The sequence below is a fragment of the Mycobacterium sp. 1245111.1 genome (assembly GCF_001673405.1).
Taxonomy (GTDB): domain Bacteria; phylum Actinomycetota; class Actinomycetes; order Mycobacteriales; family Mycobacteriaceae; genus Mycobacterium.
On sequence record NZ_LZLV01000110.1, the window covers coordinates 1 to 15,427 of the forward strand.

The 15,427-nt window shown below is 66.1% G+C and carries 19 protein-coding genes, 1 tRNA gene and 1 pseudogene; 10 read left to right on the forward strand and 11 right to left on the reverse strand.

All coding sequences use genetic code 11. The features are described from left to right. The 3 genes and pseudogenes from A5658_RS16075 to nth form a co-directional block, all read right to left on the reverse strand. A pseudogene (locus tag A5658_RS16075) lies at nt 1–226 on the reverse strand (CoA pyrophosphatase); the annotation flags it as partial. Next, entirely contained in the window at nt 223–882 is a 660-nt protein-coding gene (locus A5658_RS16080) for a TlpA family protein disulfide reductase (RefSeq protein WP_369830534.1), read from the reverse strand. The gene A5658_RS16080 and the pseudogene A5658_RS16075, both read right to left, overlap by 4 nt. Next, complete coding sequence (nth, locus tag A5658_RS16085; protein ID WP_369830536.1) at nt 876–1,571, reverse strand: endonuclease III; 696 nt, start codon at nt 1,569–1,571, stop codon at nt 876–878. The genes A5658_RS16080 and nth overlap by 7 nt, the downstream gene beginning before the upstream one ends. A gap of 216 nt (nt 1,572–1,787) precedes the next feature. On the opposite strand from nth, the gene A5658_RS16090 reads away from it, so the two are divergent. Next, entirely contained in the window at nt 1,788–2,129 is a 342-nt protein-coding gene (locus A5658_RS16090; protein WP_082993206.1) for a hypothetical protein, read from the forward strand. Between the two features lie 89 nt (nt 2,130–2,218). Continuing rightward, nucleotides 2,219–2,893 carry a cAMP-activated global transcriptional regulator CRP gene (gene crp, locus A5658_RS16095; RefSeq protein ID WP_023368605.1) on the forward strand — a complete coding sequence of 225 codons (675 nt, stop codon included), beginning with the start codon at nt 2,219–2,221 and terminating at the stop codon, nt 2,891–2,893. Between the two features lie 50 nt (nt 2,894–2,943). On the opposite strand, the gene A5658_RS16100 is transcribed toward crp, so the two are convergent. Genes A5658_RS16100 through A5658_RS28150 form a run of 3 tightly spaced genes read right to left on the reverse strand, consistent with a single transcriptional unit; the run spans nt 2,944 to nt 4,343 of the window. After that, nucleotides 2,944–3,726, reverse strand: a complete 783-nt coding sequence (locus A5658_RS16100) for an MBL fold metallo-hydrolase (RefSeq protein WP_067337050.1) — start codon at nt 3,724–3,726, stop codon at nt 2,944–2,946. A gap of 3 nt (nt 3,727–3,729) precedes the next feature. Beyond that, nucleotides 3,730–4,185, reverse strand: a complete 456-nt coding sequence (locus tag A5658_RS16105; protein ID WP_067337054.1) for a RidA family protein — start codon at nt 4,183–4,185, stop codon at nt 3,730–3,732. Next, on the reverse strand, nt 4,182–4,343 hold the full coding sequence (locus tag A5658_RS28150) for a DUF4177 domain-containing protein (protein WP_156751501.1): 162 nt from the start codon (nt 4,341–4,343) through the stop codon (nt 4,182–4,184). The genes A5658_RS16105 and A5658_RS28150 overlap by 4 nt, the downstream gene beginning before the upstream one ends. A gap of 50 nt (nt 4,344–4,393) precedes the next feature. Here A5658_RS28150 and A5658_RS16110 point away from each other — a divergent pair, with 50 nt between their 5' ends. Both A5658_RS16110 and A5658_RS16115 read left to right on the forward strand, forming a co-directional pair. Next, nucleotides 4,394–5,416, forward strand: a complete 1,023-nt coding sequence (locus tag A5658_RS16110; RefSeq protein WP_067337057.1) for an ArsA family ATPase — start codon at nt 4,394–4,396, stop codon at nt 5,414–5,416. Then, nucleotides 5,413–6,543, forward strand: a complete 1,131-nt coding sequence (locus tag A5658_RS16115) for an ArsA family ATPase (protein WP_067337060.1) — start codon at nt 5,413–5,415, stop codon at nt 6,541–6,543. The genes A5658_RS16110 and A5658_RS16115 overlap by 4 nt, the downstream gene beginning before the upstream one ends. Nucleotides 6,544–6,549: 6 nt before the next feature. Here A5658_RS16115 and A5658_RS16120 read toward each other — a convergent pair whose 3' ends face one another. Continuing rightward, nucleotides 6,550–6,906: a WhiB family transcriptional regulator gene (locus tag A5658_RS16120; protein ID WP_067337063.1), complete on the reverse strand. Its 357-nt coding sequence runs from the start codon at nt 6,904–6,906 to the stop codon at nt 6,550–6,552. A gap of 313 nt (nt 6,907–7,219) precedes the next feature. Here A5658_RS16120 and ponA2 point away from each other — a divergent pair, with 313 nt between their 5' ends. Together ponA2 and A5658_RS16130 are read left to right on the forward strand one after the other, a co-directional pair. Next, complete coding sequence (ponA2, locus tag A5658_RS16125; RefSeq protein WP_067337067.1) at nt 7,220–9,631, forward strand: transglycosylase/D,D-transpeptidase PonA2; 2,412 nt, start codon at nt 7,220–7,222, stop codon at nt 9,629–9,631. A 57-nt stretch (nt 9,632–9,688) separates the two neighbouring features. After that, nucleotides 9,689–10,648: a metallophosphoesterase gene (locus A5658_RS16130; protein WP_067337071.1), complete on the forward strand. Its 960-nt coding sequence runs from the start codon at nt 9,689–9,691 to the stop codon at nt 10,646–10,648. A 5-nt stretch (nt 10,649–10,653) separates the two neighbouring features. On the opposite strand, the gene A5658_RS28155 is transcribed toward A5658_RS16130, so the two are convergent. Then, entirely contained in the window at nt 10,654–10,821 is a 168-nt protein-coding gene (locus A5658_RS28155) for a hypothetical protein (RefSeq protein WP_156751502.1), read from the reverse strand. A gap of 165 nt (nt 10,822–10,986) precedes the next feature. On the opposite strand from A5658_RS28155, the gene A5658_RS16135 reads away from it, so the two are divergent. Continuing rightward, nucleotides 10,987–11,060, forward strand: a tRNA-Pro gene (locus A5658_RS16135). 163 nt (nt 11,061–11,223) lie between these two features. Continuing rightward, complete coding sequence (locus A5658_RS16140) at nt 11,224–11,586, forward strand: hypothetical protein (RefSeq protein WP_067337075.1); 363 nt, start codon at nt 11,224–11,226, stop codon at nt 11,584–11,586. Between the two features lie 84 nt (nt 11,587–11,670). Here the strand turns inward: A5658_RS16140 and A5658_RS16145 are convergent, their stop codons facing one another. After that, the gene (locus tag A5658_RS16145; protein WP_156751503.1) at nt 11,671–12,336 is read right to left on the reverse strand and encodes a hypothetical protein; all 666 of its coding nucleotides are present in this window, start codon (nt 12,334–12,336) and stop codon (nt 11,671–11,673) included. A gap of 301 nt (nt 12,337–12,637) precedes the next feature. Between A5658_RS16145 and A5658_RS16150 the strand changes: the two genes are divergently transcribed. Further along, complete coding sequence (locus A5658_RS16150; protein ID WP_067337220.1) at nt 12,638–13,447, forward strand: SDR family NAD(P)-dependent oxidoreductase; 810 nt, start codon at nt 12,638–12,640, stop codon at nt 13,445–13,447. A gap of 41 nt (nt 13,448–13,488) precedes the next feature. Next, nucleotides 13,489–14,490: an iron-containing redox enzyme family protein gene (locus A5658_RS16155; protein WP_197503140.1), complete on the forward strand. Its 1,002-nt coding sequence runs from the start codon at nt 13,489–13,491 to the stop codon at nt 14,488–14,490. Here A5658_RS16155 and A5658_RS16160 read toward each other — a convergent pair. Then, nucleotides 14,470–14,730, reverse strand: coding sequence for a CDGSH iron-sulfur domain-containing protein (locus A5658_RS16160; protein ID WP_067337085.1), 261 nt, complete (start codon nt 14,728–14,730; stop codon nt 14,470–14,472). The genes A5658_RS16155 and A5658_RS16160 overlap by 21 nt on opposite strands. Then, nucleotides 14,685–15,377 (reverse strand): HemK2/MTQ2 family protein methyltransferase, encoded by a 693-nt coding sequence (locus tag A5658_RS16165; RefSeq protein ID WP_067337089.1) that lies wholly within the window; start codon nt 15,375–15,377, stop codon nt 14,685–14,687. Before A5658_RS16165 ends, A5658_RS16160 begins: the two co-directional genes overlap by 46 nt. Nucleotides 15,378–15,427 lie beyond the last annotated feature (50 nt).

Sequence of the window (15,427 nt, forward strand, 5' to 3'; positions counted from 1 at the left end):
CTGCCGGCGGGCCGGAGAACAGCACCAGCACCGCGGCGTCGCGGCCCTTGTTGCCCGCCAGCGCCTTGGACGCGGTCACCATCGCCAGCACGTCGGCGGGCAGCCGCCGCTTGTACGCGTCGGGAATCTCGGCGACGTTGTCGACCAGCGGTCGCAGCCAGGGCGGGCCGAATTCGGGTGTCAGCAGATCCGTGCCCAGGCTCCTGCGCGTGCCGCCTCCGGTCACTGGCGCCCCCTTCGCGCATCCAGCCGCCCGACCGCGTCCATGATCTCGTCCGCAGTCGCGAAAGCGCGGGGCAGCGTCTTCGTCACGCTACCGTCCGGGTCCAGCACGACCGTCGCGGGCATCACGTTGGGCACCCGCAACGCCGCGGCGATCCGACGGCTGCCGTCCTGCAGCGTCGGCAGCCGGACGCCGAGATCGGCCAGCCGCAGCAGGGCGGCGGTCTCGTTCTCGTCCTGGTGAACGGTCACCACCATCACCTCAGTGCCGACCCGTCGCTGGTACTCCGCCATTGCCGGAAGTTCGGCCGCACACGGCGCGCACCAATAGGCCCAGAGGTTGAGCACGACGCGGCGGCCGGCCAGCGCCGGACCGACGTCGACGACCGAGCCGTCGCCCGCGCAGTCCACCGTCACCGCCCGCAGCGCCGCCGGTCCGGGTTGCCCGCTCGGCCGCGGACACGGCACGAGGTCGGCCCGCTGACGCGGCCCGGCCAGTGCGGCCGGGGTGTCGGCATCGCGGTGGTCGCGGGCCGGGGCGGTCCCGGGGGCGGACGAGGGATGCGAGGCATCGCGTAACGCCATCACCAGGGCGATCGCCAACGCGGCGACCACCACCAGGACCGCGACGGTCCAGCGGGCGTTTCGCGTGCTCAGCACGGGAGTTCTGGCAGCCCGGCCATCGCCAGGAGGTGCTGGGTCTCCGGGCCGGTCACCAGCGCGGCGGCGATCTCCGGCTCGGTGGGGCCGGTGCCGTACGACGGGCAGTCCTTGGCCAGCACGCACACCCCGCAGGCCGGTTTTCGGGCGTGGCACACCCGGCGGCCGTGAAAGATCACCCGGTGGCTGAGCAGCGTCCACTCCTTGCGCTCGATCAGCTCGCCGACCGCGTGCTCGACCTTGACCGGGTCTTCCTCCGTGGTCCAGCCCCACCGGCGAACCAACCGGCCGAAATGGGTGTCGACGGTAATCCCGGGCACGTCGAACGCATTGCCCAGGATCACGTTGGCGGTCTTGCGGCCCACCCCGGGCAGCCTTACCAGCTCTTGCATCGTGTTGGGCAGTTCGCCGTCGAAGCGCTCCATCAACGCTTGCCCGAGGCCAATCAACGACGTCGCCTTGTTGTGGAAAAAACCGGTCGGGCGAATAAGCGTTTCGAGTTCGTCGCGGTCGGCCTGCGCATAGTCCACCGCCGTGCGGTAACGGAGGAACAGCGCCGGGGTGGTCAGGTTTACCCGCTTGTCGGTGCTCTGCGCCGACAGGATGGTCGCCACCGCCAATTCGAGCGGTGTGGTGAAATCCAGCTCGCAGTGTGCGCCCGGAAACGCTTCTGCCAGTTTGCGATTCATCCGCCGGGCTCGACGCACCAAGCCGGTTCGGGTCTCGGAGGCGAAACGGCGGGCCACGGCGGCCGACGGGCCCGCTGACCCCTTGGCGGCGGCCCGAGAAACCTTGCCCATTGTCACCTCGACGACAGTACTGATTCGTGATCCCGCTGAGACCTTAGCCGTGTTTACTTGCTGCTTGTGTCCTGGTTGCTAGTTGCATTCACCCCGGGGTTGCTAATGCTGGCAACTTTCGGGCTTGAACGGCTTGAAGCGGGCTTGGAAAAAGACACAGTTACCGCAACTGATGTCGCTGAATTTCTCGAGCAGGCCGAGCCTATAGATGTGCGCACATTGGCCCGGGACGGAATGCCCGAGGCGCTGGACTGTTTGCACCGCCGGATGGCCCGCGCGACTGGTGAGGCGCCGTATCTACCCAGCCGCGACGACCCGACGACCGATCGGCTGCTGGTGGCTGCCACCGGCGCGACCACCAATCAAGCCGGTATATCCCGGCAACGGCAGCAGCATTCGCGGGCGAATCGGCAATTTGCGCCGCGTGAGCATGCCAATCGTGTGTAGCGTTGGCACGTCGAGTCCAAGGCTTACTTTTAGACTCGCCATGCACATCTGTGCTTACCGGAGTTCTTCTGAATAGCTAAAGGGGCAACGTGGACGAGATCCTGGCGAGGGCCGGAATCTTCCAGGGGGTGGAACCGAGCGCCGTCGCCGCGCTGACCAAGCAGCTGCAACCCGTCGACTTCCCGCGCGGACACACAGTTTTCGCGGAGGGCGAGCCGGGTGATCGGCTGTACATCATCATTTCGGGCAAGGTGAAGATCGGCCGTCGCTCGCCGGACGGCCGGGAAAACCTGCTGACCATCATGGGTCCGTCCGACATGTTCGGTGAGCTGTCGATCTTCGACCCCGGTCCGCGGACCTCGAGTGCCACCACGATCACCGAGGTTCGTGCGGTGTCGATGGATCGTGACGCGCTGCGCGCCTGGATCGCCGATCGGCCCGAGATTGCCGAGCAGCTGCTGCGGGTGCTGGCCCGCCGGCTGCGGCGCACCAACAACAACCTCGCCGACCTCATCTTCACCGACGTGCCAGGCCGGGTCGCCAAGCAGCTGCTGCAGCTCGCCCAGCGGTTCGGCACCCAGGAGGGTGGTGCGATGCGGGTGACCCACGACCTGACTCAGGAAGAGATCGCCCAACTGGTCGGCGCGTCCCGCGAAACCGTGAACAAGGCGCTGGCCGACTTCGCCCACCGCGGCTGGATTCGCCTGGAGGGCAAGAGCGTACTGATCTCGGATTCCGAGCGGCTGGCTCGGCGCGCGAGGTAAGAGCGCGCGCAGCGCGGTCGCGACCGAGCGAGCAGCCAACCCCGCGCGCGCTAGCGACGCAGGTAGTCCAGCTGGGCCTGAACCGACCATTCGGCGACATCCCAGAGCTCTTCGTCGACGTCGACATAGACGTGCTCGACGACCTGGCGGGTCGTCGCGTCATCGCCGAGTTCGCGCAAGGCCGCGCGGATCTGGTCGAGCCGTTGTCGGCGGTGGGCGAGGTACCCGTCGGCGACCGCTTCGATGTTGGGCAGGTCGGGTCCGTGGCCGGGCAGCACGGTTCGCCGACCGAGCGCGCGCAGCCGTTGCAGCGAATCCAGGTAGTCGGCCAGGCTGCCGTCTTCGTTGTCGATAACGGTCGTCCCCCGGCCCAGCACGGTGTCGGCGGTCAGCACCGCGTCGTCGAGAACGAACGACAGCGAGTCGGCGGTATGGCCTGGTGTCGCCCAGACCGTGATCCGCAGTCCCGCGGCGTCGATCACCTCGCCGTCGGTGAGCTCGCGGGACAGGCCGCGGAGAAATCCGCTGCCGGCCGAGCGTACGGCCGCGCCGGTCCGGTCGACCAGCTTGTCGATGGCGTCGGCGTGGTCGCCGTGGCGGTGGCTGATCAACACCAGCGCGATGCGGCCGACGCCCGCGACGGCGGCGATGTGTTCGTCGTCGTCGGGTCCGGGATCGACGATGACGACCTCGTCGCTGCCGGGCGCCCGCAGCACCCAGGTATTGGTGCCGTCCAGCGTCATCTTGCTCGGGTTGTTGGCCAGCAGCACCGACGCGGTGTCGGTGACCGGCCGCAGCCGGCCATACGCGGGATGCTGCAGGTCTTCGGTCATGCGCTACCCGACCTCGACCACCAGCTCAACTTCGACAGGGGCATCCAGCGGCAGTTCGGCCACGCCGACCGCCGAGCGGGCATGCACGCCGGCGTCGCCGAACACGTCGGCCAGCAGATCCGAGGCGCCGTTGACCACACCGGGCTGGGCGTTGAATCCGGCTGCGGATGCGACGAATCCGACCACCTTGACCACCTTGGTCACCGCGTCGATGCCCACCAGCGCGTCGATGGCCGCCAAGGCGTTCAGCGCACAAATCCGGGCGAGTTCACTGCCCTGTTCGGGCGTCACGTCGGCGCCGACCTTGCCCGATTGCAGCAGCGTGCCGTCGCGGACCGGCAGCTGGCCGGAGGTGTAGACCAGAGTGCCGCTTCGCGCCGCCGGGACGTAGGACCCCAGCGGCTTCACCACGACCGGCAACTGGATGCCGAGCTCTTTGAGCCGGGCCGACGCGCTCACTTCGGGCGTTTCAGATACGCGACGTGCTGTTCGCCGGTTGGGCCGGGAAGAACGGAGACCAGCTCCCAACCGTCGGCGCCCCACTGGTCGAGGATCTGCTTGGTGGCGTGGGTCAACAGTGGGACGGTTGCGTATTCCCAGGTTGTGGGTTGGCTCATATCCCGAGCTTATCGGCAGGCCAATCGGCCGCTCTGGTTAGCATGCAGGGGTGGGGACCACATCGAGCGCCGCCAGCACCGTCGGCTGGCCATCGCGATTGTCGAAGGCCCGTCTGCATTTCGTGACCGGCAAGGGTGGCACCGGCAAATCGACGGTTGCCGCCGCGCTGGCGCTGACGTTGGCGGCCGGCGGACGTAAAGTGTTGCTCGTCGAAGTCGAAGGGCGCCAAGGCATTGCGCAGCTTTTCGATGTGCCGCCGCTGCCCTACCAAGAGCTCAAGATCGCCAGCGCCGAACAAGGCGGTCAGGTGAACGCGTTGGCGATCGACATCGAGGCCGCGTTCTTGGAGTACCTCGACATGTTCTACAACCTGGGCCTCGCCGGTAAGGCGATGAGGCGGATCGGCGCGATCGAGTTCGCAACGACGATCGCGCCGGGCCTACGCGACGTCCTGCTCACCGGCAAGATCAAGGAAGCGGTAATCCGCACGGACAAGGGAGCCAAAGCACCGGTCTACGACGCGATCGTCGTCGACTCGCCACCCACCGGTCGGATCGTCCGCTTCCTCGATGTCACCCGCGCGGTGTCCGATCTCGCCAAGGGCGGCCCGGTGTACTCCCAAGCCGAGGGCGTGGTGAAGATCCTGCATTCCGACCAGACCGCGATTCACCTGGTCACCCTGCTGGAGGCATTGCCGATGCAGGAGACCAGGGAAGCGATCGACGAGCTCCAGGAGCTGGGTCTGCCGATCGGCTCGGTGATCGTCAACCGCAACATCCCGACCTACTTGCCGCCCGACGACCTCGCCAAGGCCGCCGACGGCGACGTCGACGCCGACGCGGTCCGGGCCGGTCTCGCCGCAGCCGGCATCAAGCTCGGCGACGAGGACTTCGCCGGCCTGTTGACCGAGACCATCCAGCACGCCACCCGGATCACCGCGCGAGCGTCGACCGCCGAGCAGCTCGACGAGCTCAACGTGCCGCGTCTGGAACTGCCCACCATCGCCGATGGCGTCGACCTCGGCAGCCTCTACGAGTTGTCGGAATCGCTTGCGCAGCAGGGAGTTCGATGAGCACCACGCCTCCGGCTCTCGACATTGCCGGCATTCTGTCCGACACCACCAACCGGGTCGTGGTGTGCTGCGGCGCGGGTGGCGTCGGGAAGACCACGACCGCCGCAGCTATGGCGCTGCGTGCAGCCGAATATGGCCGCACCGTAGTGGTTTTGACCATCGACCCCGCCAAGCGACTGGCTCAGGCGTTGGGAATCAGCGATCTCGGCAATACACCGCAACGTGTGCCGCTCGATGTCGAGGTGCCTGGCGAGCTGTACGCGATGATGCTGGACATGCGCCGCACGTTCGACGAGATGGTGATCCAGTATTCGGGATCCGATCGCGCACAAGCGATCCTAGACAACCAGTTCTACCAAACGGTCGCCACCTCACTGGCCGGAACGCAGGAGTACATGGCGATGGAAAAGCTCGGCCAGTTGCTGGCCGAGGACCGCTGGGACCTGGTGGTGGTGGACACCCCGCCGTCGCGCAACGCGCTGGACTTCCTGGATGCACCCAAGCGACTGGGCAGCTTCATGGACAGCCGGCTGTGGAAGCTGTTGCTGGGGCCCGGCCGCGGGATCGGGCGGCTGGTCACCGGCGCCGTCGGGTTGGCGATGAAGGCGCTGTCGACCGTCCTGGGTTCGCAGATGCTCTCGGACGCCGCGAGTTTCGTGCAATCGCTGGACGCGACCTTCGGTGGCTTCCGTGAAAAGGCCGACCGGACATACTCGTTGCTCAAGCGCCGTGGCACCCAGTTCGTCGTGGTCTCGGCCGCGGCGCCGGACGCGTTACGCGAGGCATCCTTCTTCGTGGACCGGCTATCGGAGGAGAAGATGCCGCTCGCCGGGCTGATCCTGAACCGGACGCACCCGATGCTGTGCTCGCTCCCCGTCGAACGCGCGATCGATGGCGCCGAGACGCTCGAGAGCGACGGCGCGAACACATTGACCAAGGCTGTCTTACAGATTCACGCCGATCGGGCCGCGACATCGAAACGAGAGATCCGGTTGCTGTCGCGATTTACCGGTGCGAACCCCCACGTCGCAATCGTGGGAGTCCCGTCGTTGCCGTTCGACGTCTCAGATCTTGAGGCGTTGCGCGCGATCGCCGATCAGATGACGGCGACCGCTTCGGTCGGTTGACAATGCCTAGCCGACGCTGCGGTGCTTGCGCTGGGTGCTGAAGAATTCAGCCCAGGACACCACCTCGGGGTGCTGCTTGAGTAGCGCACGCCGCTGACGCTCGGTCATCCCACCCCAGACCCCGAACTCCACGCGGTTGTCCAACGCATCGGCACCGCACTCGAGCATCACCGGACAGTGCCGGCAGATGACCGCGGCTTTGCGTTGTGCAGCCCCCCGCACAAAAAGCTCGTCAGGATCAGCGGCCCGGCACAGCGCCTTCGAAACCCAAGTGATTCTCGATTCCGCTTCCGCCCCGTACAGAACGGCGGTAGTCGGTGCTGCTGCGTTTGTCTTACGCGGCGCGGTCCTTATAGCTGACACCAGCGATTCCCCTTCGCTCTTGCCACCGGTAACCCGAATGCGACCTACGCCACACTGTCGTGCTCGCTGTTACCTGTATCTCATTGTGTGGATAAGCTACGTGGTCAGGTACCAATTACGCAACATTCTGGACTCGCCTTTTTTGGGACGACCGTGCAGTCCGATCATGAAAGAGCGCCGAAAACCGGCGAATCAGGCGACTAACAGCGGCCTGAGCTGCAACTGAGAGAAACCTGAGGCGTTCCGGTCGGAGAAAAAATTCTCGACAACCGCGCGCGCCGAGGTCTGCTGCAGCGCCGCTAGTGTAGTAGCCATGTCGGAGCGGCCCGCGACTGCGGTCACCATCGCCAAGCTGGCCGGATGCTGCCTACTCGCCAGTGTCATCGTTGCTGCATTGCTGTTTCCGTTAGCCGGTGGCATCGGCCTGGTCTCCAATCGCGCCTCCGAGGTCGTCGGCAACGCATCGGCGCAACTCGTCGAGGGCGACGTCCCGGCCGTGACGACGATGGTCGACGCCAAGGGCAACACCATCGCTTGGCTGTACTCTCAGCGCCGGTTCGAGGTGCCCAGCGACAAGATCGCCAACACCATGAAGCTCGCGATCGTCTCGATCGAGGACAAGCGGTTCGCCGAGCACAACGGGGTGGACTGGAAGGGAACGCTCACCGGTCTGGCCGGCTACGCCTCGGGCGACGCCGACACCCGCGGCGGCTCGACACTCGAGCAGCAGTATGTGAAGAACTACCAACTGCTGGTGATCGCACAGACCGACGCGGAGAAGCGGGCTGCCATCGAGACCACCCCGGCGCGCAAGCTGCGCGAGATCCGAATGGCGCTCACCCTGGACAAGACGTTCACCAAGCCGGAGATCCTGACCCGCTACCTCAACCTGGTGTCGTTCGGCAACAACGCATTCGGCGTGCAGGACGCGGCGCAGACATACTTCGGCATCAACGCCTCGGAGCTGAACTGGCAGCAGGCCGCCCTGCTGGCCGGAATGGTCCAGTCGACCAGCGCGCTCAACCCCTATACCAACCCGGACGGGGCGCTGGCTCGGCGAAATCTGGTGCTGGACACCATGATCCAGAACATCCCCAACGAGGCGGATGCGATCCGCGCTGCCAAGGCCGAGCCGCTCGGAATCCTGCCGCAGCCCAAGGAGTTGCCCCGGGGCTGCATTGCGGCCGGCGACCGCGCCTTTTTCTGCGACTACGTGCAGGCCTACTTGTCGCGCGCGGGCATCAACCCCGAGCAGCTGGCGCGCGGCGGCTACCTGATTCGCACCACCCTCGATCCCGACGTGCAGGAGCCCGTCAAGCACGCGATCGACGAATTCGCCAGCCCGACGCTCGAAGGCATCGCCAGCGTGATGAGCGTCATCCGCCCGGGCAAGAACGCGCACAAGGTCGTCGCGATGGCCAGCAACCGCACCTATGGTTTGAACACCGCGGCCGGCGAGACCATGCGCGCGCAACCGTTCTCGCTCGTCGGCGACGGCGCCGGGTCGATCTTCAAGATCTTCACCACGGCCGCGGCGATGCAGATGGGCATGGGCATCAACACCCAACTCGAAGTGCCGGGCAGATTCCAGACCAAGGGCATGGGCTACGGCGGCGCGAAGGGCTGCCCCAAGGAAACCTGGTGCGTGGTCAACGCCGGCAACTATCGGGGGTCGATGAGCGTCACCGACGCGCTGGCCACCTCGCCTAACACCGCGTTCGCCCGGCTGATCCAGCTGGTGGGCGTGCAGCGCGCCGTCGACATGGCGGTCAAGCTCGGGTTGCGGTCATATGCCGAGGCCGGCAGCGCGCGCGCCTACGACCAGGACAGCAACGAGAGCCTGGCCGACTTCATCAAACGGCAGAACCTCGGCTCGTTCACCCTGGGACCGTTTGCATTGAACGCGCTGGAGCTGTCGAATGTCGCGGCGACGCTGGCCTCCGGCGGCATGTGGTGCCCGCCCAACCCGATCGACAAGCTGATCGACCGCAACGGTAACCAGGTCTCCGTCACCACCGAGGCGTGCGAGCAGGTGGTGCCCGAAGGCCTGGCCAACACGCTGGCCAACGCGATGAGCAAGGACGCCCTGGGCGGTGGCACCGCCGCCGGGTCTGCCGGGGCGGCGGGCTGGAACCTGCCGGTCTCCGGGAAGACCGGGACCACGGAGGCGCACCGGTCGTCGGGATTCGTCGGCTTCACCAACCAGTATGCGGCGGCCAACTACATCTACGACGACTCCACGTCACCGTCGGACCTGTGCTCGTCGCCGCTGCGGCGCTGTGGTGACGGCAACCTGTACGGCGGTAACGAGCCGGCCCGCACGTGGTTCACCGCGATGAAGCCGATCGCCACCCTGTTCGGCGACGTGAAGATGCCACCCACCGACAGGGAATACGTCGACGGCGGCCCGGGCTCGCGGGTGCCGAGCGTCGCCGGCCTCGACATCGACGCCGCCCGTCAGCGGTTGAAAGAATCCGGATTCCAGGTCGCCGAGCAACCCGTATCGATCAACAGCAGCGCGAAGTACGGCGAGGTCGTCGGGACGACACCCAACGGCCAGACGATTCCGGGCGCGGTGGTCACCATCCAGACCAGCAACGGCATCCCGCCGGCTCCGCCCCCACCGCCCGAGGGCGGACCGCCGGCCCCGGTTGGCTCGCAGGTGATCGAGATTCCCGGCCTTCCGCCGATCACGATTCCGATCCTGGCGCCGCCGCCTCCCTAGCGGGGCTGCTGGTGTGTGACGCACCGCCACCGGGCGACCGGCAGTATTCTGGCCTGCATGCCATCGGCTATCACTGCTCTGAAAAACACCGGCACGGTCGCGCTGGGGTCGGCCGTCGCCGCGATCGGCTACGCGTCGCTGATCGAGCGCAACGCGTTCGTGCTGCGCGAGCTGACCCTCCCGGTGCTGGACCCGGGCTCGTCGCCGTTGCGGGTGCTACACATCAGCGACCTGCACATGCGCCCCGGCCAGCGCCGCAAGCAGGCGTGGCTGCGTGAGCTCGCCGGCCTGGAGCCCGACCTGGTGGTCAACACCGGCGACAACCTGGCGCACCCCCGGGCCGTGCCCGCCGTCGTCCAGAGCCTGGGCGACCTGCTTTCGGTGCCCGGCGTCTTCGTGTTCGGCAGCAACGACTACTTCGGCCCGCGGCCCAAGAACCCGCTGAACTACCTGACCAACCCGGGCCACCGGGTGCAGGGCCCGCCGCTGCCCTGGCAAGACCTACGGGCGGCGTTCACCGAGCGCGGCTGGCTCGATCTGACCCACAACCGCCGCGAGTTCGAGGTGGCCGGTCTGCATGTCGCCGCCGCCGGTGTCGACGACCCGCACATTGCCCGTGACCGCTACGACGCGATTGCGGGCCCGGCCAGCCCGGCCGCGAACCTACGTCTGGGGCTCACCCACTCACCCGAGCCGCGCGTGCTCGACCGATTCGCCGCCGACGGCTACCAGTTGGTGATGGCCGGTCACACCCACGGCGGCCAGTTGTGCCTGCCGTTCTACGGGGCGCTGGTGACCAATTCCGGGCTGGATCGGTCTCGGGCCAAAGGGCCGTCGCAGTGGGGAGCCGACATGCGGCTGCACGTGTCCGCGGGGATCGGCACGTCGCCGTATGCGCCGGTGCGCTTCTGCTGCCGGCCGGAAGCCAGCTTGCTGACATTGATTGCGGCGCCCACTGGCGGCCGTGACTCGCAATACGACCTGAGTAGGTCGCAGCCCACGTACTCGATGGGCTAAGGGATTTACCGCGCGCTGCTCAGAACTCCGCGAGCCGTGGCTGCGTCAACATGCTCGGCCCCCTGCGGGTCGTTCCACGCTTGATCGACCTCGCTGGCGGGAGCGGTCACCAGCAGCCACAGCACCCCGAGGGCCAGGAGTCCGCCGAACACCACGGCGCCTAACACCGTCATGATTTACCTGCTTCCGTTGCACGTCGTGCGCGATCAGTCTATTTAGCGGTGCCCACTGTCGGGTTATTCCACGCCGGGGTGTGGCGCAGATCGCTCACCACGGGCGACGGCGCAGTGTGCTTTAGGAGCTGCCGAGTCGGTGCGATACGCTGTCGAAGCTTCAATCGGGGTGTGGCGCAGCTTGGTAGCGCGCTTCGTTCGGGACGAAGAGGTCGTGGGTTCGAATCCCGCCACCCCGACTCATGTTTGGACAGCAAGGCAGCGGTGAGATTCACGTCAGGACTCGCCCGCTGCCTTGTGACATATTCTCAGCTTCCGATTCGAGCGAAAACGCTGTATCGCGGGCAGCGCGCGCCCATTATCTTCATCAGCACGTAGTTCATCGGGGATTGGGAGCGGGCCATGGGGGTTGCACGGGGACTGGCGGCCGGCGGCACCTTCGCCGCCGTTGCCGTCGGATTGGCATTTCACGCCGCGGGCGAACCGCCCATCGGGAGCTACACCGCGATGGCGATCGACAGCACGACAGGACTGGAAATACCCGGAAAAACATCGAACTTGACCTTCAAAGCGTGCGGTCCGGGCTGCGCTCATATGCTCACGCCCACCGGGGCATTCGATTTGCATTTACGGGATGGCGCGTGGACCGGCACAGCTCCGACGCGAGACGGCAAGTCGTGTACAGACACCGTGGATGCCAAACTCGTCTGGACGCAGTCCTGTTCGGGACAAGAGGTCCGCTCGCAGTTGAAAAAGAGCGGCTGAACACCGTCTGCTAGGGGACCACGTCGTGGCCCCGATCCTTCAGCGCCTCAACGACTTTCGATCCGAGCCTGCCGCCGGGCCAGGTCAGATGCCGGGCCACCATACATCGGGCGGCAACAGGTTGGACAGATGCTCGACGGTTGCCAGCTCCTTTGCCGTGTCAGCCAGCCCACTCCATATCAGGGTCGCGTCGGTGGACCCGGGTGCTTCAAACCAGAGAGCTGAGCCGACCCCTGGGTCATCCACGGAAAGGTAGGTGCCCGAGGCCGTCGTGAGGAGGTTGTCCACTTCCCCGTTGCCCAACACCGCGTGGATGTCATGGAGCGCGGCGGTGACATCGGCCGGCGGCCGCTGCTCGGTGGCCTCGTTGAAGCTCGGGAACAACGCGTAATCGGTTACGGTCGCACCGGCCAGGCCACCAGGGTCGGTCCCCCCACTGGTGGCCGAACCGAAGATGTAGACCGACTGATCACTCCACGGTGTTGCATAGTCGGTCTCGAACACGTTATAGGTACCGACGGTCGTACCGTCTATTACGACGTTGGTCGGCTGGTACTGCTGCCACTCGGTGAAAAGCGGCTGGAACCCCACATACCCGTCTGGGCCGAGTGTCGTATAGGGCACGTGTGGGCCAGCGGATGTCAAGGTAAGGCCGTCGTCACTAAACCCATCATCGGCGTATGCGAGTGCGGCCGGACTGACCGCGGCGCCGGCGGCAATGGCCAACAGCAGGCAACGAAGATTCAACATTGGAGCCCCCCTGTGGTTGCTGCATTTACCTGCAACAGATCCGAATCCGCAGAGCGTACATCGCGAGTGATCTTGAAGTATCCCGAATACAAAAAATTTGCCAGAGCACAATGTCCCCTTAATTAACGCCAGCCTGTACTGCGTGTGGTCCTACTTTGGCAGCCCAGCGAAGATAGCCACACATAAGCCGAATTACTGGGCGTAAATGGCCTTTTGACCACGTCAAATGGCCTTTCCAATGGCCGTGTGCAACAGTCGCACGTCCATTGCATGTGCCGCGGGAACACAGCATGATCACCGGGTGAGAATCATCGTGACGGGCGGCAACAGTGGCGTCGGCGCGGCAACCGCGGCCACCCTCGCGGCGAACGGACACAGCATCGTCATCGCCTGTCGCACCATCCCGAAAGCGGAGCGGGCCGCCGCCGCGATGCGCGGCGATGTGACGGTCGCACACCTCGACTTGGCCGAGCTGGCCAGCGTGCGGAAATTTGCCGACTCCGTAGACGGCGTCGATGTGCTGATCAACAACGCCGGGGTCCTCGGCCTGCCGCTGACGCGAACCGCGGATGGTTTCGAAGCCCATATGGGCACGAACTACCTCGGCCACTTCGCGTTGACCTGCCTGCTCGCCGACCGGATCTCCGACCGGATCATCTCCGTGGTCAGTTCCTCCTACGCCCTGTGCCGGCTGCACATCGACGACTTGAACTGGAACAACCGCAAGTACTCCACGTGGTCGGCCTACGGCGAATCCAAGCTGGCCGTGATGCTGTTCAATCACGAACTGGCGAGCCGCGGCGCCCGCACCTACATGACCGATCCCGGCGCGACGAATACCGACATCAGTCGTGACGCCACCGGCATCATCCCTTGGATACGCGACCACACCTTTCGCGGCTTCCCCGCGCACAGTGCCCAGGTCGGGGCGCGATCGACGATTCAGGCCGTCACCACCGACCTGCCCGGCGGAACCTATCTCGCGCCACGGTTCAGCCAGTGGGGCAAACCGAAAGTCACCAAGCCGCGCAGCAAGGCGCGTGACACCGCGATGGCCCGCCGACTCTGGGAGGTGTCCGTCGAATTGACCGGCTGCGACTGGCCCGTTTGACGGGTGCGGGCCCGCGGGTAAACACCCCCGTGACTCATGCGATCGCCGAACCGCCGTTGCCCACCGCCCAGGGGCCGCTGTCGACGGCTGTCCGGCGTTGCCTCAGCGGGCCTGCGCCGCACGACCAGCCTGCGCGCATCAGCGCGTCGGTCCCCGACTCGGACCCGTATGGCCTGGATCTCCAACTGGCGCTGTACATGTGCTACGAACTGCACTACCGCGGCTTCGCCGATGTCGACCCAGCGTGGGAGTGGGATCCCGGATTACTCTATCTGCGAGCACAATTGGAGCGCACATTTCTCGCCGGTGTGCGTCGTGATGTCGGACCGATCGATTCGGATCGCACGGCGCAAGCCGAGATGGACGACCTGTCGATCGAACCGTCCGACGGGACCGGACCGTCATACTGGCTGCGCGACAACGGAACCTGGCAACAGATGCGCGAGTACTTTGTGCACCGGTCGCTGTATCACCTCAAAGAGGGTGACCCGCACGCGTTTGCGATACCTCGTCTCATCGGACAGGCCAAGGCGTCGTTCGTCGCGGTCGAATTCGACGAGTACGGGGCGGGACGCGGCGCGAAGCTACACCAGCAACTGTTCGCCGACCTGTTGACCGCGGCCGAGCTTGACGCAACCTATCTGGCCTACTTAGACGCCGTTCCCGCCGAAGCACTCGCGGTGGTTAACCTGATGTCGCTGTTCGGTTTACACCGCCAGTACCGCGGCGCCGCCGTCGGTCATTTCGCCTCGACCGAGATCACCTCGTCGCCGGGCTCCCGCCGATTGGTCGAGGCGCTGCGGCGAATGGATGCGCCCGAGGAATGCGTCGCGTTCTACAGTGAGCACGTCGAAGCCGACGCGGTACACGAGCAGGTCGTGCGCCACGACGTGGTCGGTGCCCTGGTCGCCCGCGAGCCTCACTTGGATCGCGACGTGGTGTTCGGCATCCGCGCCCACGCCGCTGTCGAGGACCGGCTTGCCGATGTGATCATGACGTCGTGGAAGGCCGACGAGTCGTCGCTACGACGGCCGCGTGACTGAATTCGCCTGCGCCGACTGCCGACAACGCCGATGGCTGGTGTCGCACATCGGATAGCTCTTACTTCGTCGACACGTGCAGACCGCCACCATGAACCGGTCGGATTCGACGACGTCACCGCCCGGCGTCTCGAGGCGCACTGGACCCGGTATCAGCACCGGGCCGTTGGGTATCACCTGCACCCGGACGTGGCCGGTCACGGCTTGTCCGCCCGGATCACGACGAGCTCCTCGGTGCGGCATCCCCGCTTGATCTGGCCGGTGACTTCGAGCCAGCCAACCCGCGCAGACAGCACCGGACCGAACGGAATTCGCTGTGCAGCAATAACTTTGGCCTGTAGCCCGGTGGACCGCAGTGATTCCAGCGACTTGTCGACTCCTGCCAGCGCCGACTGCACCAGCAGCAGCGACCCACCGGCGTCCAGCAGCCCGGCGGCCGATTCGCACAGCGGGTCGAGCACCAACCGCCCGTCGACACCCGCATCCCAGGCCCGCGACGGGCCAGCGGTCAGCGGGATGACGTTGCTCTCGCCGGCCGGCGGGGTCGGCACATACGGGGGGTTCGACACGATCAGGTCGAACGGCGCGTAATCCAGTGCGCTGGACCATGATCCCTCACGCACATCGACGTCGACCCCGGCACCGACGGCATTTCCCCGGGAGACGCTCACCGCGCGCGGGCAGATGTCGAAAGCGACCACGCTGGCCGCACCACATTCAGATGCCGCGATAGCGACCACGCCGCTGCCTGTACAGACGTCCAATACCTTCCGCCCCCTGGCCAATCCGGTCTTGCGGAGGCTCTCGATGAGCAGCTGGGAATCCTGTTGCGGTGGGTATACACCGTCGACATCGAGCGATTTGGACGGCGCGTTGTAAGCAGTAGTCACGTTGGCCTTTCGAGACGGTGGTCGCCGTGCTGCTTACGGCTCGTGGTGAC

Excerpts from the sequence above, each read along its gene's own strand:
- A5658_RS16090 (WP_082993206.1), top strand. The coding sequence starts at position 1,788 with ATGCTGGCAACTTTCGGGCTTGAACGGCTTGAAGCGGGCTTGGAAAAA.
- A5658_RS28155 (WP_156751502.1), bottom strand. The coding sequence starts at position 10,821 with ATGACGGTGTTAGGCGCCGTGGTGTTCGGCGGACTCCTGGCCCTCGGG.
- nth (WP_369830536.1), bottom strand. The coding sequence starts at position 1,571 with ATGAATCGCAAACTGGCAGAAGCGTTTCCGGGCGCACACTGCGAGCTG.
- ponA2 (WP_067337067.1), top strand. The coding sequence starts at position 7,220 with ATGTCGGAGCGGCCCGCGACTGCGGTCACCATCGCCAAGCTGGCCGGA.
- A5658_RS16100 (WP_067337050.1), bottom strand. The coding sequence starts at position 3,726 with ATGACCGAAGACCTGCAGCATCCCGCGTATGGCCGGCTGCGGCCGGTC.
- A5658_RS16140 (WP_067337075.1), top strand. The coding sequence starts at position 11,224 with ATGGGGGTTGCACGGGGACTGGCGGCCGGCGGCACCTTCGCCGCCGTT.
- A5658_RS28150 (WP_156751501.1), bottom strand. The coding sequence starts at position 4,343 with ATGAGCCAACCCACAACCTGGGAATACGCAACCGTCCCACTGTTGACC.
- A5658_RS16145 (WP_156751503.1), bottom strand. The coding sequence starts at position 12,336 with ATGTTGAATCTTCGTTGCCTGCTGTTGGCCATTGCCGCCGGCGCCGCG.
- A5658_RS16115 (WP_067337060.1), top strand. The coding sequence starts at position 5,413 with ATGAGCACCACGCCTCCGGCTCTCGACATTGCCGGCATTCTGTCCGAC.
- A5658_RS16130 (WP_067337071.1), top strand. The coding sequence starts at position 9,689 with ATGCCATCGGCTATCACTGCTCTGAAAAACACCGGCACGGTCGCGCTG.
- A5658_RS16160 (WP_067337085.1), bottom strand. The coding sequence starts at position 14,730 with ATGCCGCACCGAGGAGCTCGTCGTGATCCGGGCGGACAAGCCGTGACC.